Origin of the sequence: Streptomyces sp. NPDC046215, assembly GCF_040646215.1 — a bacterium.
In the GTDB taxonomy this organism is placed as follows: domain Bacteria; phylum Actinomycetota; class Actinomycetes; order Streptomycetales; family Streptomycetaceae; genus Streptomyces; species Streptomyces stramineus.
Map to the genome: position 1 here is coordinate 1 of NZ_JBEYZW010000067.1, position 20,970 is coordinate 20,970.

Annotated in this window: 20 protein-coding genes; 6 read left to right on the forward strand and 14 right to left on the reverse strand. The window is 74.2% G+C overall.

The annotated features are described in order from the left end of the window. Positions 1-117 precede the first annotated feature (117 nt). A complete protein-coding gene (locus ABZ951_RS24775; protein ID WP_344094310.1) occupies positions 118-1,008 on the reverse strand; it encodes an aminoglycoside phosphotransferase family protein in 891 nt (296 codons plus the stop codon). A gap of 549 nt (positions 1,009-1,557) precedes the next feature. Between ABZ951_RS24775 and ABZ951_RS24780 the strand changes: the two genes are divergently transcribed. Next, entirely contained in the window at positions 1,558-2,799 is a 1,242-nt protein-coding gene (locus ABZ951_RS24780; RefSeq protein WP_344094308.1) for a S8 family peptidase, read from the forward strand. A gap of 126 nt (positions 2,800-2,925) precedes the next feature. After that, positions 2,926-3,576, forward strand: a complete 651-nt coding sequence (locus ABZ951_RS24785) for a LysE family translocator (protein WP_344094306.1) — start codon at positions 2,926-2,928, stop codon at positions 3,574-3,576. Between the two features lie 12 nt (positions 3,577-3,588). On the opposite strand, the gene ABZ951_RS24790 is transcribed toward ABZ951_RS24785, so the two are convergent. From ABZ951_RS24790 to ABZ951_RS24845, 12 genes are all read right to left on the reverse strand, one after another. Continuing rightward, the gene (locus tag ABZ951_RS24790; RefSeq protein WP_344094303.1) at positions 3,589-4,362 is read right to left on the reverse strand and encodes a sirohydrochlorin chelatase; all 774 of its coding nucleotides are present in this window, start codon (positions 4,360-4,362) and stop codon (positions 3,589-3,591) included. Between the two features lie 12 nt (positions 4,363-4,374). Beyond that, positions 4,375-5,277: an ABC transporter permease gene (locus ABZ951_RS24795; protein WP_344094300.1), complete on the reverse strand. Its 903-nt coding sequence runs from the start codon at positions 5,275-5,277 to the stop codon at positions 4,375-4,377. Next, positions 5,264-6,067, reverse strand: coding sequence for an ABC transporter ATP-binding protein (locus ABZ951_RS24800; RefSeq protein WP_344094297.1), 804 nt, complete (start codon positions 6,065-6,067; stop codon positions 5,264-5,266). Before ABZ951_RS24800 ends, ABZ951_RS24795 begins: the two co-directional genes overlap by 14 nt. A gap of 40 nt (positions 6,068-6,107) precedes the next feature. After that, positions 6,108-7,235: an aliphatic sulfonate ABC transporter substrate-binding protein gene (locus tag ABZ951_RS24805; protein ID WP_344094295.1), complete on the reverse strand. Its 1,128-nt coding sequence runs from the start codon at positions 7,233-7,235 to the stop codon at positions 6,108-6,110. A 107-nt stretch (positions 7,236-7,342) separates the two neighbouring features. Beyond that, positions 7,343-8,674: a GTP-binding protein gene (locus ABZ951_RS24810; RefSeq protein WP_344094292.1), complete on the reverse strand. Its 1,332-nt coding sequence runs from the start codon at positions 8,672-8,674 to the stop codon at positions 7,343-7,345. A 2-nt stretch (positions 8,675-8,676) separates the two neighbouring features. Next, positions 8,677-9,591 carry a sulfate adenylyltransferase subunit CysD gene (cysD, locus tag ABZ951_RS24815; RefSeq protein ID WP_344094331.1) on the reverse strand — a complete coding sequence of 305 codons (915 nt, stop codon included), beginning with the start codon at positions 9,589-9,591 and terminating at the stop codon, positions 8,677-8,679. A gap of 5 nt (positions 9,592-9,596) precedes the next feature. Further along, positions 9,597-10,154: an adenylyl-sulfate kinase gene (gene cysC / locus ABZ951_RS24820; RefSeq protein ID WP_344094290.1), complete on the reverse strand. Its 558-nt coding sequence runs from the start codon at positions 10,152-10,154 to the stop codon at positions 9,597-9,599. Next, positions 10,154-10,834, reverse strand: a complete 681-nt coding sequence (locus ABZ951_RS24825; RefSeq protein WP_344094288.1) for a phosphoadenylyl-sulfate reductase — start codon at positions 10,832-10,834, stop codon at positions 10,154-10,156. The genes cysC and ABZ951_RS24825 overlap by 1 nt, the downstream gene beginning before the upstream one ends. After that, positions 10,831-11,007 (reverse strand): hypothetical protein, encoded by a 177-nt coding sequence (locus ABZ951_RS24830; RefSeq protein WP_344094286.1) that lies wholly within the window; start codon positions 11,005-11,007, stop codon positions 10,831-10,833. Before ABZ951_RS24830 ends, ABZ951_RS24825 begins: the two co-directional genes overlap by 4 nt. Further along, positions 11,004-12,722 carry a nitrite/sulfite reductase gene (locus ABZ951_RS24835; RefSeq protein WP_344094283.1) on the reverse strand — a complete coding sequence of 573 codons (1,719 nt, stop codon included), beginning with the start codon at positions 12,720-12,722 and terminating at the stop codon, positions 11,004-11,006. Before ABZ951_RS24835 ends, ABZ951_RS24830 begins: the two co-directional genes overlap by 4 nt. A 496-nt stretch (positions 12,723-13,218) precedes the next feature. Then, positions 13,219-13,827 carry a GNAT family N-acetyltransferase gene (locus ABZ951_RS24840; protein WP_344094280.1) on the reverse strand — a complete coding sequence of 203 codons (609 nt, stop codon included), beginning with the start codon at positions 13,825-13,827 and terminating at the stop codon, positions 13,219-13,221. A gap of 106 nt (positions 13,828-13,933) precedes the next feature. Then, on the reverse strand, positions 13,934-15,193 hold the full coding sequence (locus ABZ951_RS24845; RefSeq protein ID WP_344094278.1) for a GAF domain-containing protein: 1,260 nt from the start codon (positions 15,191-15,193) through the stop codon (positions 13,934-13,936). Positions 15,194-15,466: 273 nt separating this feature from the next. On the opposite strand from ABZ951_RS24845, the gene ABZ951_RS24850 reads away from it, so the two are divergent. The 4 genes from ABZ951_RS24850 (at position 15,467) to ABZ951_RS24865 (ending at position 20,109) form a co-directional block, all read left to right on the forward strand. Beyond that, a complete protein-coding gene (locus ABZ951_RS24850; protein ID WP_344094276.1) occupies positions 15,467-16,645 on the forward strand; it encodes a YihY/virulence factor BrkB family protein in 1,179 nt (392 codons plus the stop codon). 192 nt (positions 16,646-16,837) lie between these two features. After that, positions 16,838-17,932: a ribosome small subunit-dependent GTPase A gene (rsgA, locus tag ABZ951_RS24855; protein WP_344094274.1), complete on the forward strand. Its 1,095-nt coding sequence runs from the start codon at positions 16,838-16,840 to the stop codon at positions 17,930-17,932. A gap of 120 nt (positions 17,933-18,052) precedes the next feature. After that, on the forward strand, positions 18,053-19,609 hold the full coding sequence (locus ABZ951_RS24860; protein WP_344094272.1) for an AlkA N-terminal domain-containing protein: 1,557 nt from the start codon (positions 18,053-18,055) through the stop codon (positions 19,607-19,609). Then, on the forward strand, positions 19,606-20,109 hold the full coding sequence (locus ABZ951_RS24865; protein ID WP_344094329.1) for a methylated-DNA--[protein]-cysteine S-methyltransferase: 504 nt from the start codon (positions 19,606-19,608) through the stop codon (positions 20,107-20,109). Before ABZ951_RS24860 ends, ABZ951_RS24865 begins: the two co-directional genes overlap by 4 nt. A 360-nt stretch (positions 20,110-20,469) precedes the next feature. Here ABZ951_RS24865 and ABZ951_RS24870 read toward each other — a convergent pair whose 3' ends face one another. Beyond that, the gene (locus ABZ951_RS24870; RefSeq protein ID WP_344094270.1) at positions 20,470-20,961 is read right to left on the reverse strand and encodes a DUF456 domain-containing protein; all 492 of its coding nucleotides are present in this window, start codon (positions 20,959-20,961) and stop codon (positions 20,470-20,472) included. Positions 20,962-20,970: the final 9 nt, after the last annotated feature.

Genomic DNA, 20,970 nt, shown 5'->3' on the forward strand with positions numbered 1-20,970 from the left:
CGGCGGCCGCCCCCACCCCACCACACCTCCCAGCTCCCGCCGGCGGGCGCCCCGCGCGGCGTTGTTCCTCTGCCCCCCCCACACCCACCCCCCCCCCCGTCCGGGGGCTCTGTGTCTCTAGAAGGGGTACCACCGCACCGCGGTGTCGCCTTCCCGCAGGGATGCGACCCGGCGGCCGAATTCCGTCAGTGCCGCCGGGTTGCCCGGCGCGTGCTGGGCCACCCAGGCGCAGCTCGCGGTCTCCCGCGCCCCGCGCAGTACTTCACATCCCGCCCATTCCCGTACATCCCACCCGTAGACCCGCACGAAGTCGTCATAGGCGCGGGGGTCCAGCCCGTACCGGTCCCGGCTGAGCGCGAGCACCACGAGGTCGTGCTCGCGCAGGTCTCCGGAGAAGGTCTCCAGGTCGACCACGGTCGGCCCGTCCGGGCCGACGAGGACGTTGCGCGGCAGGGCGTCGCCGTGGATCGGCCCCGGCGGCAGGTGCGGGGACAGCGCGGCGGCCGCCGCCACGAAGCCGTCCCGGCGCTCCCGGAGGAAGGCGGCGTCGGCCGGGTCGACGGCGTCCCCCGCCAGCCGCAGCCAGCGCTCCACCCCGCCGAGCAGTTCGCGCCGCGGCAGGGCGAAGCCCGGCTCCGGCAGGGCGTGCACCAGGCGCAGCACCTCGGCGAGGTCGGCCGGGCCGGCCGGGCGCACGGCCTCCGGCAGCCGGTGCCAGAGCGTCACCGGGTGGCCCTCGGCCGCCCGGGCCGTGGGCTCCGCCGCCCGCACGGCGGGGACGCCGGCCTCCGCGAGCCAGGAGGCGACGCGCAGCTCATGGGCGGCCCGGGCCAGCAGGGAGGCGTCCCGGCCGACCTTGACGACCAGCCCGCCGATGCCGAAGACGGCGTTCTCGCCCAGCGTGAGCAGGGTCGCGTCCGCCGCGGACACCTCCGGCACCGCTGCCGCGAGGAGCCCGCGCGCCCGCCCCTCCGTGAAGGCCGCGCCCACTCCGTCCACCGTGCTCATCGCTGTGCTTCCCCGCCTGCCGTCGGACCTGATGCCCTCAGTGTCCCAGGTGGGGGGCGGAGAGCGGCCCCCGGAGCGGAAGTCTTCGAGACGAAGCGTCTCGTCATGCTTCTCGTCACCGGCATCCCGCCCCGGTGTCCGCGCCGCGCCGGGCCGGAGTGGGCCGGGCCGGGGTGGAATGCCGTCGCCCGCTGTCGCCGCGCCCCAAAGGGCCTGGGAGTCCGGCGAGTTGAGAACCGACTTCTGTACCGGCCCCGGCTCATGTGTGAAACCGCGTGCGAGGGCCGGAAGTTGGCGGCCGCCTTGCGTGTGTCCTTCAAGTAAAACCTGGCAGTCATTGTCAGGAGGCTGTCCAATTTGCCGTCGTTCAGCGGGATTTGAATTTACGTAACGACGTTGCGTATGTCACACCTGGCCGCGGATCTTGAATTGAGCGCGTCAATCCTGACAGGGTTTCGCCCACCCGGAGCGAGCACTTCCGTCGCCCCGGGTGCGTTGGCGACAACGCGCATTTCCCCCCCACATTCCGCACGAGGAGGAAACCTCGTCATGGCAAGTCACAAGCGTTCCGGCAAGGGGCGGCTGGCACTGGCGATAACCGCCGCCACCGCCGTCACCGCCGGAGTCACGGTGCTGGCCCTGCCCGCCGGCGCCGCGCCCGCTCCCGCCGAAGGGACCGTCCACGGCACCCAGGCCAAGGACGCGATCGACGGCAGCTACATCGTCCTGCTGAAGGACGGTGCGAGCGGCAAGGGCGCCGTCGGCGCCAAGTCCGTCAAGGCGAAGGGCGAGAACCTGGCCGAGCAGTACGGCGGCAAGCTCAACCGCACGTACGACTCGGCCGTCAACGGCTTCTCCGCCAGCGGTCTGGACCGGACCGAGGCCAAGCGCCTCGCCGCCGACCCGTCCGTCGACAAGGTGGTCCAGAACCACCGCTTCAGCATCAACGCCACCCAGGAGGCCCCACCCTCCTGGGGGCTGGACCGCATCGACCAGGCCGAGACCAAGGGCGACGGCAAGTACACCTACCCGGACGCCGCTGGTGACGGCGTGACCGCGTACGTGATCGACACGGGTGTGCGCATCAGCCACAAGGACTTCGGCGGGCGGGCCGCCTACGGCTTCAACGCCGTCGACAACAACGACAAGGCCGAGGACGGCAACGGCCACGGCACCCACGTCGCGGGCACCATCGCGGGCAGCGCCCACGGCGTCGCCAAGAAGGCGAAGATCGTGGCCGTCCGGGTGCTCAACGCGGAGGGCTCCGGCACCACCGAACAGGTCGTCGCGGGCATCGACTGGGTCACCAAGAACCACAAGGGCCCCTCCGTCGCCAACCTGAGCCTGGGCGGGGGCGTGGATGAAGCTCTCGACGCCGCCGTGCGGAAGGCCATCGCCTCCGGCGTGACCTTCGCCGTCGCGGCGGGCAACGAGTCCACCGACGCCGGCCAGAGCTCCCCGGCCCGGGTCAAGGAGGCGATCACCGTCGCCTCCACCACCAAGGACGACCAGCAGTCCGACTTCTCCAACTTCGGAGCGACGGTCGACCTCTACGCCCCCGGCTCGGACATCACGTCCGCCTGGAACGACGACGACTCCGGCACCAAGACCATCTCCGGTACGTCCATGGCCACCCCGCACGTCGCGGGCGCCGCGGCCGCCTACCTGAGCGGTCACCAGGACGCCACCCCCGACCAGGTCGCGGCCGCGCTCGTCCAGGGCGCCACGCCGGACAAGGTCTCCAACCCCTCCGCGGGCACGCCCAACAAGCTGCTGAAGGTCGTTCAGTAGCACCTCCCGCACGCAGTCACCGGCCGGCCGTCGTTCCCCACCCCCACGGGGTGCGACGGCCGGTCCTGCCGTTCCCGTCCCCGTTAAGCTCACGGTCAGCGCCTTCGTACGGACAAGGAGTTCACCGTGACCGCCGCGATACTCGCCTTCGCCCTCTTCTCCCTCCTGGTGGCCATGGCGCCGGGCCCGGACACCCTCCTCGTCCTGCGCAACTGTCTGCGCGGCGGGCGGCGCACCGGCAGCGCCACGGCCCTCGGGGCGGCCTTCGGCTCCCTCGCGTGGGGGGTGGCCGCGGCGTTCGGGCTGGCGGCGGCGCTCCAGCGGTGGGACGCCGCGTTCACCGTGGTCCGGCTGGCCGGCGCGGCCTATCTCGTCTTCCTGGGCGGCCAGGCGCTCTGGGCACAGCGCCCGCGGCGCGGCGCCGCCGGCGCGCCCGCGCGCGAGGACCGGGCGCAGGAGCCGCTGCCCGGCGGCGGGCTGCGCACGGGAGAGGCGTTCCGCCAGGGGCTGTTGAGCTGTCTGCTCAACCCCAAGGTCGGCGTCTTCTTCGTCGCCGTCGTCCCGCAGTTCCTCCCCGAGGGCAGCTCGCCCTTCGGGACGACCCTGCTCTTCGGTGTCGTCGACGCGGTCGTCGCCGCCCTGTGGATGCTGCTGGTCGCGGTGTGCGCCGCGCGCATGACGACGTGGCTGCGCCGCCCGCGCGTCCACCGCAACCTGGAGCGCGCCACGGGCGGTGTCCTGCTCGCCCTGGGCGTCGGCACCGCCGTCGAGTCCTGACGGCGGAACCGGTCAGCGGCCGGCCGCGGCGGCCGCGAGGCGCCCCGCCGACACCGCCTCCTTGTAGCGGCGCACCAGGAGCGACATCAGCTCCGGCGCGGGCCCCAGGACGTCCGCCAGGACATCCGCGCCCGCCTCCCGCGCGCCGAGCGCGATCCGGTCCGGGAGGCGGCCGGGGGCGATGACGTACGGGGCGACCGCGACCCGGCGGACGCCCTCGGCCCGCAGGGCCCGCACGGCGTCGCCGGTGCCCGGCAGGGAAGCGGAGGCGAACGCGGGCCGCACGGCGCACCAGCCGGTGCGCCGCCACTCCCGCGCGATGTCAGCGATCACCGCGCCCGCCTCCGGGTCGGTGGAGCCCGCCGCGGCCAGGACGACCCCGGTCGAGCGCCGGTCGCCGGGGCGCACTCCGGCCTCGAACAGCCGCCGTTCCAGGGCGGCGGTCAGCAGCGGCGACGGCCCCAGCACCGGCGCCTGGCGCACCGTCAGCCGCGGTAGGGCGGCCGCCGCCTCGCGCAGGACGGACGGGATGTCGGACTTGGCGTGGAAGGCCCGGGTGAGCAGCAGCGGCAGGGCCACCACCTCCCGGGCCCCCGCCCCCGCCAGCCGCTCCAGGGCCCGCTCCACGCCCGGCTCGCAGAAGTCCAGGTAGCCGGCTTCCACCGGTGCCGCGGGCAGCAGTTCCGCCGCCCGGGCGCGCAGCGCGGAGACCGTGGCCGCGTGCCGGGGGTCGCGGCTGCCGTGGGCGACGATCAGGAGGGCGGGGACGCGCGTCGTGGTTCGCACCAGGTGTTCCTTCTACCGGCCGGCCGTCGCCAGCCCGCGGCCGCGCAGCACACGGCGTTCCAGCGGGCTGAAGACGATCAGGTCGATGGCGATGCCGACGAAGAGGATCAGGAGGATGCCGAGCAGCACCCCCGGCATGTCCGAGTCGGTGCGGGCGTTCTCCAGGTACTGGCCCAGGCCCAGGCCCAGTTCGGGGGAGGAGGCGATGAGCTCGGCGGCCATCAGGGAGCGCCAGGAGAACGCCCAGCCCTGCTTGAGGCCCGCGATGTACCCGGGCAGGGCGGCGGGCAGCAGCACGTAGCGGGCGCCGCGCCACCCGGTGGCGCCCATGGTCCGCCCGGCGCGCAGGTGCAGCGGGGGCACCTGGTCGATGCCGGAGACCAGCCCGTTGGCGATGGAGGGCACGGCGCCCAGCAGGATCACCGCGTACATCGCCGCGTCCGTGATGCCCAGCCAGATCACCGCGGCCGGTACCCAGGCGACGGACGGCAGCGACTGCAGCCCGGACAGGATCGGCCCGATGGCGGCCCGGACGAAGGGCACCCGGGCGACGAGCAGCCCGAGCGGGGTGCCCAGGGCGAGTGCGGCCAGGAACCCCAGCAGGCCGCGGGAGACGCTCGTCCAGACGATGTCGAAGAGGGTGCCGCGCCGCCACAGCTCGCCGAGGCTGTCCGCGACGGCCGACGGGTCGGGCAGCTTGTAGTCGTCGGTGACCTGGGCCAGGACCAGCAGCTTCCAGACGAGCAGCACCAGGAGGACCGCGAGCACCGGCGGCAGGACCTTGTGCACCAGGAGCTGGGCGAGCGGCTGCCGCCTGACCTGCACGGTGTCCAGGGCGTCGAGCCCGGCCTCCAGCCCCGCCAGGTCGCCCGAGTCCGCCGCCGGGCGGGACGGGGGAGTCTCAGTGCTGGCCATGGCGGCGGATCTCCTTGCGCAGTTCCTCGGTGATCTCCACGGAGAGGTCCGCGACCGCCGCGTCCTCGATCCGGCGCGGCTGCGGTATGTCCACCGTCCACTGGCGGGCCACCCGCCCGGGCCGGGAGGACAGCAGCACCACGCGTTCGGCGAGCCGCACGGCCTCGCGGACGTTGTGGGTGACGAACAGCACTGACAGCCCCGTCCCGGACCAGATGCGCGTCAGCTCGTGGTGCAGCACGTCCCGGGTGATCGCGTCGAGCGCGGCGAACGGCTCGTCCATCAGGAGCAGCCGGCTGTCCTGCGCGAGGGCGCGGGCCAGCGCGACCCGCTGCCGCATGCCGCCCGACAGCTCGTGGACCCGCTTGCCGTGCGCGCCGCCGAGCCGGACGAGCTCCAGCAGCCGCTCCGCCTCCGGGCGCCGGTCCGCCCGCGGCACCCCGCGCAGCCGCAGCGCCAGTTCGATGTTGCGGCCCGCGGTCAGCCAGGGGAAGAGGGCGTGCTCCTGGAACATCAGCGCCGGGCGCCCGCCCGGCACCTCGATGCTGCCGGCGGTCGGCCGGTCCAGTCCGGCCACCAGGTTCAGGAGGGTCGACTTGCCGCACCCCGAGGCCCCCAGCAGGCAGACGAACTCCCCGGGCCGCACGTCGAGGGTGATGTCGTCCAGGACGGGCTGGGCCGCCCCGGGGCGGCCGAAGCTCTTGTGGACGTGGTCGATCCGGACGGCCACGGACGCGTCGTCCGCGACGGGGGCCGGTCCGGCCTTGTCGGTGATCAGTGCCGGGGCCATCCGGTCACCTCCTGGTGTCTGAGCGCCTGTGGGTCGCTGGTCACTGCTTGCCGAGCCGGGCCGCGTCCACCGGGGGCCGGCCTTCGGCCCGGAGGACCTTGTTGAGCGGGGTCAGGTCGTAGATGCCGGACAGGTCGGGCTTCTCCAGCAGGCCCGCCCGGACCGCGTGGTCCGCCCCGGTCCGCAGCGTGGCGGCCAGCGGGTCGTCGGTGACCTCGATGCTCTGCCACGCCGGGTCGAGCACCGCGGCGGGCAGCGCCCGGCCGGAGAGCTTCTTCAGCGCCGCGTTCGCGGACGCCTTGGCCCGCGCCGGGTCGGCCTTGATCCAGGCGTTGGCGCGCACCGAGCCGCGCAGCACGGCCTCGACCACGTCGGGGTGTTCGTCGAGGAACTTCTGCGACACGATCACATTGGTGATCACGAACTTCCCGCCGGGCCACAGCGCGGCCTCGTCCAGCAGGACCTTGCCGCCCTCGGAGACCAGCTTGGAGGCCGTCGGCTCCGGCACCCAGGCGCCGTCGACGGAACCGGACTTGAACGCGTCGGGGATCACCTTGTTGTCGGTGCGGACGACGGAGACGTCGCCCTTTCCGCTCTGCGGGTCGACCTTCCAGCCCTTGCCCGCCGCCCAGTCGAGGAAGGCCACGTCCTGGGTGTTGCCCTTCTGCGGGGTGGCGATCCGCTTGCCCTCGACGTCGTCGAGCGAGGAGATCTTCTTCGGGTCGACGACCAGCTTCACCCCGCCGGAGGCCGATCCGGAGATGATCCGCAGGCTCTTGCCCTTGGACTTCACATAGCCGTTGATGGCGGGCGACGGGCCGATCCAGCCGATGTCGACGGAGCCGGCGTTGAGGGCCTCGATCTCGGACGGGCCCGCGTTGAAGGTCGTGGACCGCAGCTTCGTGCCCCCCAGCTCCTTCTGGAGCAGTCCCTCGTGGTCGCCGACCAGCGGCGTCGCGTGGGTGATGTTGGGGAAGTAGCCGATCCGCACGGTGTCCACCGAGAGCTTGCCGCCGGTGGTGGCCTTCGACCGGCCGGCCGGGTCCTCGTCCCGCTCCGAACCGTAACCACAGGCGCCGAGGGCGCCGATCAGCAGCGGGAGAGCGGCCAGGGCCGGCAGGGCGCGGCGGGCGGCGCGGCGGACGGCGGCGGGCACGAGGTCGGGCACGAGGAGGTCCTCTCGGCGGTCCGGGCGTACGGCGCAGGAGCGCCCGGCGGTGGAACGGGGCGGAGGGGGCGGGGAAGCGGCGGGGCGGGAGCATCAACACGTCATGGTCAGAAGTCCCAGCCCTCGTCGGCGGCCTGCGGGGTCTTTGCCGCCCCGGCTCCGGCGAAGGCCGCACCGGCCATGCCCGCCGTGAGCGTCGTCCCGTCGGCGGGGTCGACGAGCAGGAAGGAGCCGGTGCTCCGGGAGGCGGCGTACGCGTCGAGCGCGAGGGGCTCGGCGGTGCGCACGACGATGCGCCCGATGTCGTTGGCAGCGAGCTCGCCGGGGGAGGCGTGCTGGGAGAGGTCGTCCAGGGTCAGCCGGGTCGGGATGTCCTTGACGATGGCCTTCACCGTGCGGGTGGTGTGCTTGAGCAGCACCCGGTCGCCGGTCCGCAGCGGCCGGTCCGCCACGTGGCAGACGGTCGCCTCCACGTCCCGGGTGGTGGCCGGCGCACCGGCCGTCGGGGCGATGAGGTCGCCGCGCGAGACGTCCAGGTCGTCGGCCAGGCGCAGGGTCACCGACTGCGGGGCCCAGGCCGCTTCCACCGGCTCGCCGAGCGCGTCGATGGCGGCGATCGTGCTCGTCCGGCCCGAGGGCAGCACGGTGACCGGCTCGCCGACCCGCAGCACCCCGGAGGCGACCCGGCCCGCGTAGCCGCGGTAGTCCGGGTGGGCCGCGGTCTGCGGGCGGATGACGTACTGGACGGGGAAGCGCGCCGGGTCGGCCGTGGGGTCGGCCACGACCGGGACCGTCTCCAGGTGCTCCAGGACGGTCGGGCCGCCGTACCAGTCCATGTGCGCGGACGGCGTCACCACGTTGTCCCCGGCCAGCGCCGAGATCGGGATCGCGGTGACGTCCGGGACGCCGAGGGAGGCCGCGTAGGCGGTGAACTCCCCGGCGATGGCCGCGAAGACCGGCTCCGCGTACCCGGCCAGGTCCATCTTGTTGACGGCCAGGACCACGTGCGGGACCCGCAGCAGGGCGGCGACGGCCGCGTGGCGGCGCGTCTGCTCCACCACGCCGTTGCGGGCGTCGACCAGCACCACGGCCAGTTCGGCGGTGGACGCGCCGGTGACCATGTTGCGGGTGTACTGCACGTGCCCGGGGGTGTCGGCCAGGATGAACCGGCGCCGGGCGGTGGCGAAGTAGCGGTACGCGACATCGATGGTGATGCCCTGCTCGCGCTCCGCGCGCAGCCCGTCCGTCAGCAGCGCCAGGTCCGGCGCGCCCGTCCCGCGGTTGCGGGAGGCGTGCTCGACGGCCTCCAGCTGGTCGGCCAGTATCGACTTGGAGTCGTGCAGCAGCCGCCCCACCAGGGTGGACTTGCCGTCGTCGACCGAACCGGCCGTGGCGAACCGCAGCAGCGAGGTGGTGCTCGCCTCAAAGGTGCTGGTCATGGCTAGAAGTACCCCTCGCGCTTGCGGTCTTCCATCGCGGCCTCCGACAGCTTGTCGTCGGCCCGGGTGGCGCCCCGCTCGGTGAGCCGGGACGCGGCGATCTCCGCGATGACGGCCTCGACGGTCAGCGCGTCGGAATCGACCGCGCCCGTGCAGGACATGTCTCCGACCGTGCGGTACCGCACCAGCCGTCTGACCACCCGCTCGCCCTCCCGCGGCCCGCCCCACTCGCCGGGCGCCAGCCACATCCCGTCGCGGGCGAAGACCTCGCGCTCGTGGGCGTAGTAGATGCCGGGGAGTTCGATCTTCTCGCGGGCGATGTACTGCCACACGTCCAGCTCGGTCCAGTTCGACAGCGGGAAGACCCGCACGTGCTCGCCGGGGGAGTGCCGGCCGTTGTACAGCTGCCACAGCTCCGGGCGCTGGCGGCGCGGGTCCCAGCCGCCGAACTCGTCCCGCAGCGAGAACACCCGCTCCTTCGCGCGGGCCTTCTCCTCGTCGCGGCGGCCGCCGCCGAACACCGCGTCGAAGCGGTGCGCCGCGATGGCGTCCAGCAGCGGCACGGTCTGCAGCGGATTGCGGGTCCCGTCGGGCCGCTCGCGCAGCCGCCCGTCGTCGATGAAGTCCTGCACCGACGCCACGTGCAGCCGCAGACCGTGCTCGGCGGCCGTGCGGTCGCGGTAGGCGAGGACCTCGGGGAAGTTGTGCCCGGTGTCGACGTGCAGCAGCGAGAACGGCACCGGCGCGGGGGCGAACGCCTTCAGCGCGAGGTGCAGCATCACGATGGAGTCCTTGCCGCCGGAGAAGAGGATCACCGGCCGTTCGAACTCCCCCGCCACCTCACGGAAGATGTGCACCGCCTCCGACTCCAGGGCGTCGAGGTGGGACAGGGCGTAAGGATCGCGCGCGCCGCTCACGGACGTCACAGCAGCCCCCTGCCCGTCAGCAGGGCGTGCAGCGCCCCGGCCGACTCCTCGACGCTCTGCCGGTGCGCCTCGATCCGCAGGTCCGGCTCGGCCGGCGCCTCGTACGGATCGTCCACACCCGTCAGACCGGACAGCTGCCCGGCGGCCTGCCGCGCGTACAGGCCCTTCACGTCCCGCACCGAGCAGACCTCCACGGGCGTCGCCACATGCACCTCCACATAGCCGGTGCCGTGTTCCTGATGGTGCTTGCGCACCTCTTCCCGGGTGTCCGCGTAAGGGGCGATGACCGGCACCAGGACCGTCACCCCGTGGGAGGCCAGCAGCCGGGCGACGAACCCGATCCGCCGCACGTTGGTGTCGCGGTCCGCGCGGGAGAACCCCAGGCCCGCGGAGAGGAACTCCCGGATCTCGTCCCCGTCCAGCACCTCCACCCGGTGGCCCTCGCCGCGCAGCCGCCCGGCCAGCGCGCGGGCGATCGTCGTCTTGCCCGCGCTCGGCAGGCCGGTGAGCCAGATGGTGGCCCCGCTCATCCCTCGCACCCCGTCTCGTGTCATCAGTGCAGCCCGCACTCGGTCTTGGCGCTGCCCGCCCAGCGGCCGGCGCGCGCGTCCTGTCCCGCTTCGACCCTGCGGGTGCACGGCGCGCACCCGATGGAGGCATACCCGTCCATCAGCAGCGGATTGGTGAGCACGCCGTGTTCGGCCACGTACGCCTCCACGTCGTCCTGCGTCCAGCGGGCGATCGGCGCGATCTTCACCTTGCGCCGCCGCTCGTCCCAGCCGACGACGGGAGTGTGCGCGCGGCTGGGCGACTCGTCCCGGCGCAGGCCGGTCGCCCAGGCGTCGTAGGCGTCCAGGCCCCGGCTGAGCGGTTCGACCTTCCGCAGCGCGCAGCACAGGTCGGGGTCGCGGTCGTGGAGCCGCGGCCCGTGCTCGGCGTCCTGCTCGGCCACGGTGCGCCGGGGGGTGAGGGTGCGGACGCGGACGTCCAGCACGGCCTCGACCGCGTCCCGGGTGCCGATGGTCTCGGGGAAGTGGTAGCCGGTGTCGAGGAAGAGGACGTCCACCCCGGGCAGCGCGCGGGAGGCGAGGTGGGCGACCACCGCGTCCTCCATCGAGGAGGTGACGCAGAGCCGTGCGCCGAACGTCTCGGCCGCCCAGCGCAGGATGTCGAGCGCGGAGGACTGCTCCAGCTCGCGGCCCGCCCGGGCGGCGAGTATCTCAAGGTCGTTCATCGCGGGTCCCTTTCGGCCGGCGGGGTCAGCCCGCGGGACAGCAGTCCGAGGAAGGAGAGCCGGAACGCGCGGCTGCACGCCCCGCACTCCCAGGCGCCGTGGCCCTCCTCGGAGGGGCGCAGGTCCTCGTCGCCGCAGTAGGGGCAGTAGAACGGCGCGGCCCGCCCGCTCATGAGAGATCACCTTCCGGGGCCCGGGCCGCCCAGGTCGCGAAGCGCTCGCCGCTCTCGCGCTGCTCCTCGAAGCGGGTCAGGACGCGCTCGACGTAGTCGGGGAGTTCGGCGGCGGTCACCTTCAGGCCGCGGACCTTGCGGCCGAAGCCGGCCTCCAGACCCAGCGCGCCGCCCAGGTGGACCTGGAACCCCTCGACCTGACGGCCGTCGGCGTCCAGGACCAGCTGGCCCTTGAGCCCGATGTCGGCGGTCTGGATGCGGGCGCAGGCGTTCGGGCAGCCGTTGATGTTGATGGTGACCGGCTCTTCGAACGCCGGCATCCGGCGCTCCAGTTCGTCGATCAGCGAGGCGCCGCGTGCCTTGGTCTCCACGATGGCGAGCTTGCAGAACTCGATGCCGGTGCAGGCCATGGTGCCGCGCCGGAACGGGGAGGGGCGCACCTGGAAGTCCAGCGCCTCCAGCCCTGCCACCAGGGAGTCGACCTGGTCGGCCGCCACGTCCAGAATGATCATTTTCTGTTCGACGGTGGTCCGCAGCCGGTCGCTGCCGTGCGCGGCCGCCAGCTCCGCGATCTTGGTGAGGGTGGTGCCGTCCACCCGGCCGACCCGGGGGGCGAAGCCGACGTAGAAGCGGCCGTCGCGCTGCTGGTGCACCCCGACGTGGTCGCGCCAGCGCGAGGAGGGCTCCGGGGGCGGCGGCCCGTCGAGGAGCCGGCGCCCCAGGTACTCCTCCTCCAGCACCCGGCGGAACTCCTGCGGGCCCCAGTCGGCCATCAGGAACTTCAGCCGGGCCCGGGTGCGCAGCCGCCGGTAGCCGTAGTCGCGGAAGATGCCGACGACGCCGGCCCAGACGTCCGCCACCTCGTCCAGCGGCACCCAGGCGCCCAGCCGTTCGGCCAGGCGCGGATTGGTGGACAGCCCGCCGCCCACCCAGACGTCGAAGCCGGGCCCGTGCTCGGGGTGCTCCACGCCCACGAACGCGATGTCGTTGATCTCGTGGACGACGTCCTGGACGGGCGAGCCGGAGATCGCCGTCTTGAACTTCCGCGGCAGGTTGGAGAATTCCTTGCTGCCGATGTAGCGGTCGTGGATCTCGTCCACGGCCGGCGTGCCGTCGATGATCTCGTCGGCGGCTATCCCGGCGACCGGCGAACCGATGATCACGCGCGGGCAGTCGCCGCACGCCTCGGTGGTGGACAGCCCGACGGCCTCCAGCTTCTCCCAGATGGCGGGCACGTCTTCGATGCGGACCCAGTGCAGCTGGATGTTCTGCCGGTCGGTGATGTCGGCCGTGCCGCGCGCGTAGGTCTCGGAGACCTCGCCGACGGCGCGCAACTGGGCGACGGTCAGCCGGCCGCCGTCGATGCGCACCCGCAGCATGAAGTGCTTGTCGTCCAGTTCCTCCGGCGCCAGGATCGCGGTCTTGCCGCCGTCGATCCCGGGCTTGCGCTGGGTGTACAGGCCCCACCAGCGCATCCGGCCGCGCAGGTCGTTGGGGTCGATCGAGTCGAAGCCCGCCTTGGAGTAGATCGTCTCAATGCGTGTCCGCACATTGAGACCGTCGTCGTCCTTCTTGAACTGTTCGTTCCCGTTGAGCGGGGTGAAGTGGCCCGCGGCCCACTGGCCCTCGCCGCGGTGGCGGCCGGCCTTGCGGCGGGACGTGGCGGTGGCGGCGCCCCCGGCCGTGGGCCGGGAGGGGTCCGAAGTGGCAGCCATGGCGGTGTGTCCTTCTGAGCTGGCTCTGCACGGCGCGGAACATGACGGAGGAGGGCGGGGCGCCCGGACGTCCCGCGTCGGACGCGGGTACGCCGGAGGGGCCCGCCGCGGCGACGGTGCGATGCGGCGCGGTGGTGACGGGGCGGTGACGGTGCTGTGGCGGGGTCGGCCGTCCTGCGGCAGGGCCGGCGGGCGGCTGCCGTCGGTCCGCGGCGCTGGGGACCGGAGGGAACAGGAACGGCCGGGGAACGGCGGGAGCGGTGGTGCTGAGGCCGTCAGCGCGCCGGACAGATGGCGCTGGACATGCGGCCGAGGTCGACGTGAAGTCGACTCACCAAGGCAACTCCGGCGCGGGACATGACGGAAGCGTGGCACGGCGGTCTCCGGCCAGTCCACCATTGACCGAATACTGGACTACGCCGTCCCGCAATGTGGGACGGCGTACGGTGGGGAAGCAGGTGCGGGGAAGCGGCGCCGGGCCCGAACGGCGCCCGGGTCAGGCGTTTTCGGCGGTGTCGAACGCCCCGGGCCACGGGCCGGGCGGGGCCGTCGCCGGCTCCTCCTCCGTCGTCGTGTCGAAGATCCGGAAGCCGCGCCGCTCGTAGTTGGCGACCGCGTGCGGCCCGTCCTTGCTGCAGGTGTGCACCCACACCCGCTTCGTCGGCACGAGCCCCGGCCACCGCTCGGCCAGGTCCCAGGCCCGCGCCGTCCCGAACGACAGCAGGTGCCCGCCGGTGCGGCGCCCCCGGAAGGCCGGAATCAGGCCGAAGTAGCTGATCTCCACGGTGCCTTCGCCCCGGGTGTCCAGCTCGATGTACCCGGCCGGCGTCCCCCGCTCGTACGCCACCCACGTCTCCACGCCCGGCCGCTCCAGGAACTCCCGCCACCGCTCGTACGGCCAGCCCAGCCGGTCGGTCCACGTCACGTCCCCGCCGACGGCCGTGTAGAGGAAGCGGCTGAACTCCGGCGAGGGCACCTCCGCCCGCACGATCCGGACCCCGGAGGCCGGGCCGGGCTCCGGGGCGGGGGCGAGGTCGCCCGGCGCGGTCTGCTCCATGGACCAGGTGGTCACGGTGGTCGTAGCGTCTCGATCAGTGGCTGCCATGCCCGCCACCCAACCACGCGCCCGCGCCGGCCCCGCCCCCGGCCTCACCGCGGCGGCGCCACTCCGTGCGCGGCCTTACCGTGGCGGTGCCACCCCGCCCCCGGCCTCACCGCGGCGGCGCCGCCCCGCGCGCGGCCAGGACCACGGGCGCCGTCGACGCGGGCAGCAGCTCCGCCGGGTCGGAAGGCACGAGCAGCCGCACCTCCAGACCGTCCGCGAACCGGTACGGGCGGTGATCCAGCACCCCCGCCAGGGTGCGCCGCATCCGCGACAGCTCCGCCCGCACCGTCACCGTGCGCGAGGCGTCACCGAAGAGGTCCGCCGCCAGCTCCGCCGCCGTGCGCCCCGCCGGATGCCGGGCCAGCACGTACAGCAGTTCGGCATGGCGCGGGCTCAGCTCCTGCGACCACTCGCCCGCCGCGCCGCGGACCGTCACTGACCAGTCGCGGGGGCGCCGCAGGTCCAGCACCACGCGGTTGACCGCCAGCTCCGGGCGGGCCGTCTCCTCCACCCGCACCAGCCAGCCGTCCGGCAGCGGTTCCAGCACGCACAGCCCGAGCGAGGGCAGCCACACCGGACCCGCCTGCGCCGGCTTCGGCAGGGCCACCCGGCCCACCGGCACCGTCCCCGTCACCGCGGCGGTCCAGCCGTCGCGGTCGACCGCCAGGGCACGGCCGCCCAGCCGGGACAGCATCGGCGCGGCGACCGTCCGCAGCCGCTCCACCGACGCCCAGTGCCGCGCCCGCAGCTCCGCCTCCGCGACCTTGGCGACCGCCGTCACCAGCGGCAGCGTCGCCGGGTTGAACGCCGCCGCCGCACCGCTGACGTTCACCACGCCCAGCAGCCGGCCGTCGCGCGGGTCGTGCAGCGGAGCCGCCGCGCACGTCCAGGGGTGGTGCGTCCGCACGAAGTGCTCGGCGGAGTGCACCTGGACGGGCCGGCGCTCCACGAGCGCCGTCCCGATCCCGTTGGTCCCCACGGCCTCCTCCGTCCAGGACGCGCCCAGCGCGAACCCCATCCGGTCGGCTCTGCGCAGCACTTCCGCTCCGCCCTCCCGCCACAGCAGCCGGCCCTCGCCGTCGGTGACGGCCATCAGGTGCCGCTGGACGTCCACGATGGCGGCCAGGCCCTCGCGGAGCTCCGGCAGCAGCCCGCCCAGCGGCGACACGTGCCGCCGGTGCTCGATCTCCTCGGCAGGCAGCGGCGGCGGGTGCGGGCGCCCGGTGTCCGGGTCGAGGCCGTGCAGCCGCGCCCGGTGCCACGACTGTCCGATCAGCGGGCGCGGCGGCACGGGCGGCGCGCCGCCCCCGAGGCTCGCCTCCCGGACGGCCGGCAGCCGGCTCTCGTCGGTGATTGCGCGGTTCACGCTGCCATGGTGCCGCCGCCCGGCCCCCCGTGTCGGGGCATCCACCGGATTGCAACCGGATGCAACCGTTGCGGGCGGGTCCGCCGGGGGCGGAAGCTGGAGCGGAGCGGCCGGGGGTGGTGCCGAGTCGGCGCAGCATCACCCCCCGCCGGGCTTCCCCCGCCACCTCACCGGCCCCGCCCCACCGGCACCGCCCGCAGGGCCGGCCACCGTGGGCCCGTCCCTTCCGGCCACCGTGCGAACCAACCTGGCCAGGGCCTATACGGTTAGAGGGTGCAGGCAGCAAATGAACCATCGGGGCGGCGGATAGGCCGACTCCACAGGGCACGAGTCCTGTATCGAAATGTCTCGAAGCGCCGGATGACGTGGCTGCTCCTGAAGGACACCGTCAACTCCTGCATCGAGTACCGCGTCACCGGACTCGCCGCCGAGGCCGCGTTCTTCACCCTGCTGTCCCTGCCGCCACTGCTCCTCGGCCTGCTCGGACTGCTCGGCTACCTGGACGACTGGACCGGCACCAACACCATCGGCTCCATCCAGGAGAACCTCCTCAAGGCGTCCGCGACCGTCCTCAGCGACAAGGGCGTCAACGAGATCGCCAAGCCCCTCCTGCGCGACGTGACCAAGGGCCGCCCCGACGTCATCTCCGTCGGCTTCGCCATCGCCCTGTGGTCCGGCTCGCGCGCGGTGAACGTCTTCGTCGACACCATCACGATCATGTACGGCCTGGAGGGCAAGCGCGGCATCGTCCGGACCCGCCTGCTCGCCTTCCTCCTCTACATCGTCGCCCTCCTCATCGGGGCGGTGGCACTGCCGCTGATGGTCGCCGGCCCGGAGGCCGTGGTGAACGTCGTGCCGTGGAGCGCGGACGTCGTCCGCTTCCTGTACTGGCCCGTGGTCATCCTGCTGTCCGTCGTCTTCCTCACCACGCTCTACCACGTGTCCGTGCCGGTCCGCTCGCCCTGGCAGGAGGACATCCCCGGCGCGCTCGTCGCCCTGATGATGTGGCTGCTCGGCAGCTTCCTGCTGCGGATCTACCTCACCCACACCGTCGAGGGCCTCACCATCTACGGGTCGCTCGCCGCGCCCGTCGCCGTGCTGCTGTGGATCGGCGTCTCGGCCTTCGCCGTCCTCGTGGGCGCCGCCGTCAACGCGGCCCTCGACCGGGTGTGGCCGTCCGTCGCCACCGCCGCCGCCCGCGCCGAGGTCGACCGGCTGCGGGTGGCCGCGGCGGCCCAGGAGGCGGCCGAACGGGCGGCCCGCGCGCTGGAGGCGGGCCTGGACGACGACTTCGACGGCGAACCGTTCGAGGACGGCGTGATGGGCCAGGACCGCGAACCACCCTCGGAGTTCCCCGAGCGCTGGGCCCAGTTCCTGCCCCCCGAGGACGTCCGCTCCCGGCTCCAGAAGCCCGAACACCACGGCCCCAAGCACGCCAAACGGCGCGACTGACCCCGCGCCCGGACGGGAGGGACCGGCGGGCGGAAAACCGCTCGCCCCCGGGCACCGCCGGTGCCTACGATGACTGCGCGCGAGAGCCGCGCCGGAAAAAGGAAGGGAGGCACGGACCGATGGCTGTCATGGCGACGGGCGTTGCCCGCACACGGAAGTCCGCTCACTCCACCTCCCTCCTTAAGGACCCCAGTGTTCTCCGAGCAGGCACACCCGCTCTCCCGCTACGGCTGGGACGAAGGGTTCGCTGAAAGCTTCTCCGCCTACGCAGCCCAGGGCCTGGCGCCCGGGCGGATCGTCCGGGTCGACCGCGGCCGCTGCGACCTCGTCGTCCCCGACGGCGACGGCGTCCGGACCGTCCACGCCGACACCGCGCTCGTCACCACCGGCGACCCGATGCGCATCATGTGCACCGGTGACTGGGCCGCCGTCGACCTCACCCAGGGGTTCGTCCGCGCCCTGCTGCCGCGGCGCACCGCGTTCGTGCGCTCCACCTCCTCCCAGCGGTCGGAGGGCCAGATCCTGGCCGCCAACGCCGACCTGGCCGTGATCGCGGTCTCGCTCGCCGTCGAGCTCGACCTCGGCCGCATCGAGCGGTTCCTCGCCCTGGCCTGGGAGAGCGGTGCCGAGCCGCTCGTCGTCCTCACCAAGGCCGACCTGATCACCGATCCGGTGGTCCTCGGCCACCTCGTGGACGACGCCGCCTCGGTGGCGCCGGGCGTGACGGTCCTGGCCGTCAGCGCCGAGACGGGCGAGGGCACCGACGTCCTCGCGGCCGTCCTCGCCGACCGGACGTCCGTGCTCCTCGGCCAGTCCGGCGCCGGGAAATCCACCCTCGCCAACGCGATCGTGGGCACGGACGTCCAGGACGTCCGCACCACCCGCGACAGGGACGGCAAGGGCCGCCACACCACCACCACGCGCAACCTGCTGCCGCTGCCCGGCGGCGGCGTCCTCATCGACACCCCGGGGCTGCGCGGCGTGGGCCTGTGGGACGCCGACGGCGGCGTCGCGCAGGTCTTCGCCGAGGTCGAGGCCCTCGCCGGGCAGTGCCGCTTCCACGACTGCGCGCACGAGGCCGAGCCGGGCTGCGCGGTCCTGCGGGCGCTCGACGCCGGTGAGCTGACCCACCGGCGCCTGGAGAGCTACCGCAAGCTGCTCCGGGAGAACCGGCGCATCGCCGCTCGCACGGACGCCCGCCTGCGCGCGGAGATGCGCCGCGACTGGAAGCTGAAGATGGCCGAGGGCCGGCGCATGGTGGAGCGCAAGCGGGGCGGAGCGCGGTAGCGCTCCGCCGGGGGTGAGCGCTCCGCCGGGGGCGGCGCGCCAGCCGCGGGGGCTTGTGGCTGGTCGCGCAGTTCCCCGCGCCCCCGCGGGGCGGACATGGCCCTCCGGGGCAGGAGGGCCATGTCCGATTTCCGCCAGTGCCCGGGGGTCCCATGCCGCAGACTGGAACGCGTGGACATCACAACGCCCCGGGAGAAAACCCCCGGGAACCTCGGTGAAGACTCCCGCTACGAGGCGGTGAGCAGCCGGGACGCGCGCTTCGACGGAGAGTTCTTCTTCGCCGTGGCCACCACCGGCATCTACTGCCGGCCCAGCTGCCCGGCGGTCACCCCCAAGCGCGTCAACGTCCGTTTCTTCCCGTCGGCCGCCGCCGCCCAGGGCGCCGGGTTCCGGGCCTGCCGCAGGTGCCGGCCGGACGCCGTGCCCGGCTCCGCCGAGTGGAACGTCAGGGCCGACCTCGTCGGGCGCGCCGTGCGCCTGATCGGCGACGGCGTCGTCGACCGCGAAGGCGTCGCCGGCCTCGCCGCCCGGCTCGGCTACAGCTCCCGGCAGGTCCACCGTCAGCTCACCGAGGAGCTCGGCGCGGGCCCCGTCGCGCTCGCCCGCGCCCAGCGCGCCCACACCGCCCGCGTCCTCCTGCAGACCACGGCCCTGCCCGTCACGGAGATCGCCTTCGCGGCCGGCTTCGCCAGCGTCCGGCAGTTCAACGAGACCGTCCGGGACGTCTACGCCTGCACCCCCAGCACCCTGCGCGAACGGGCCCGCCCCGGGCGGCCCGGGCGCCCCGCGCCCACCGGCGTCCCCCTGCGGCTCGCCCACCGCGGCCCCTACGCCGCCCGGGTGATCTTCGACTTCCTCCAGCGCCGCGCGATCACCGGCATCGAGGAGATGCGGGGCACGCCCGGCGCCCGCCTCTACCGCCGCACCCTGCGGCTCCCCTTCGGCACCGGCGTCGCCGAGGTCGCCGAGCCCGCCTCCGCCGCCGCCCGCCGCGGCCACTGGCTCGACTGCCGGCTGCACCTCACCGACCTCCGCGACCTGTCCACCGCCGTCCAGCGGGTCCGCCGCCTCTTCGACCTGGACGCCGACCCCTACGCCGTCGCCGAACGGCTCGGCGCCGACCCGCGGCTCAAGCCGCTCGTCGACGCCCGGCCCGGCCTGCGGGCCCCGGGCGCGGCGGACGGCGAGGAACTCGCCGTGCGGGCCGTGCTGGGACAGCAGGTCACCCTCGCGTCCGCGGCCCGGCTCGCCGCCACCCTCGTCACCGCGTACGGAAAGCCGCTGCCGGCCCCCGACGGGGCGCTCACCCACGTCTTCCCCGACCCCGCGACCCTCGCCGACGCCGGCCTGGAGGAGCTCGGCATGCCCGGGGCGCGCCGCCGCGCCCTGCGCGTGATCTCCACCGCCCTCGCCGACGGAGCCGTCCGCCTCGACCCCGGCGCCGACCGCGACGCCACCGAGCGGGCGCTGCTCGCCCTCCCCGGCATCGGCCCCTGGACGGCCGGCTACATCCGGATGCGGGCGCTCGGCGACCCCGATGTCTTCCTGCCCGGCGACGCCGGTGCCCGCCACGGCCTCGCCGCCCTCGGCGCGGCACCCGACGCCGCCGACGCCTGGCGCCCCTGGCGCTCGTACGCACTGCAGCACCTCTGGAACCACACCGCTAAGGACGTCTGACCATGCTCTACACCGAGATCGACAGCCCCCTCGGCACCCTTCTGCTCACCGGCCGCCCCTCGGCGACCGCGCCCGGCGGCACCGCCCTGTCCTCGCTGTCCGTGCCCGGGCAGAAGAACGCCGCCACTATCGGGGCCGACTGGCGGCGCGAGCCGGCCGCCTTCACCGAGGCCGCCCGGCAGCTCGACGCGTACTTCGCGGGCGACGCGAAGGACTTCACCCTCGAATTCGCCGTCCAGGGCACGGAGTTCCGGCAGAAGGTGTGGGACGCCCTCGACAGCGTCCCCTACGGCGCGACCACCACCTACGGCGAGATCGCCGCCCGGATCGGGGCCTCCCGCATCGCCGTCCGCGCGGTGGGCGGCGCCATCGGCGCCAACCCGCTGCTCGTGCTCCGCCCCTGCCACCGGGTGATCGGCGCGAACGGCTCGCTCACCGGATACGCGGGCGGCCTGGAGCGCAAGCAGCTGCTCCTGGGCCTGGAGGGGTACCGGGGCTGAGGCCGGGGGGCCTCCGGCCCGGTGCCATTTCCGTGCGGCCGGGCCGCCGTGCTCGCCGCGGCGGCGTTTCTTCTGCCCGGTCTTTTGCCCGGTCTTCTGCCCGGGCACGGACAGCGAGGACCGGGCGGTGCCGCCGGGGCACACCGGCAGGCGGCTCGTTCTCGTCGTGGCCGGTGTGCGGGGCCCGCCCCCACGCGCGCGGCGGGCCGGCACGCGGGCGGCGGCTCCGGAACCTGGGAGCTGGCCCGCCCCCACGCGCGCGGCAAGCCGGCCCGCAGGTCCGTCGTCGCCGAAAAGGAGGGCGGCCCGCCCGCCGGCCGCAAGGTCAGGGTGAGGCCCGGTCAGGCGCCGACCGCGAGGTCACCCCGTGCGTCCCCAGCCCACCGCGCCCACCCACGCCCCCACTACCAGCAGGCTCGCGAACAGCTCCACCAGGACGCTCGTGCCGAGCGCCCGCATCACGTTCCGCGTCGACGCCCACGCCTCGCCGCGCCCGCCCAGACGCCGCCGCTCCATGCCGTAGAGCCCGGTGACGAACCCCAGGGGCGCCCCGAGCAGCGGGACGAGGAAGAACCCGGCGACCCCGGCCCCGCCCGCCACCAGGAACGCCCGGCGGGTGATCCCCGCGCCCCGGAGCCGGCGGGGCGGCAGCAGCCAGATCACCGCCTGGTTCAGCAGCAGCACGCCCGTCGCGCCGGCCAGGACCGCCCACGCCAGGGCGGTACGTTCCGTCATCGACCACCACAGCAGCCCGGCCCAGACGATCGGGGGCCCCGGCAGGCCCGGGGTCACCGCGCCGAGCAGACCGAGCAGCATCACCAGGCCGACCAGGACCAGCTGCCACGTCCCCATGAACCAACT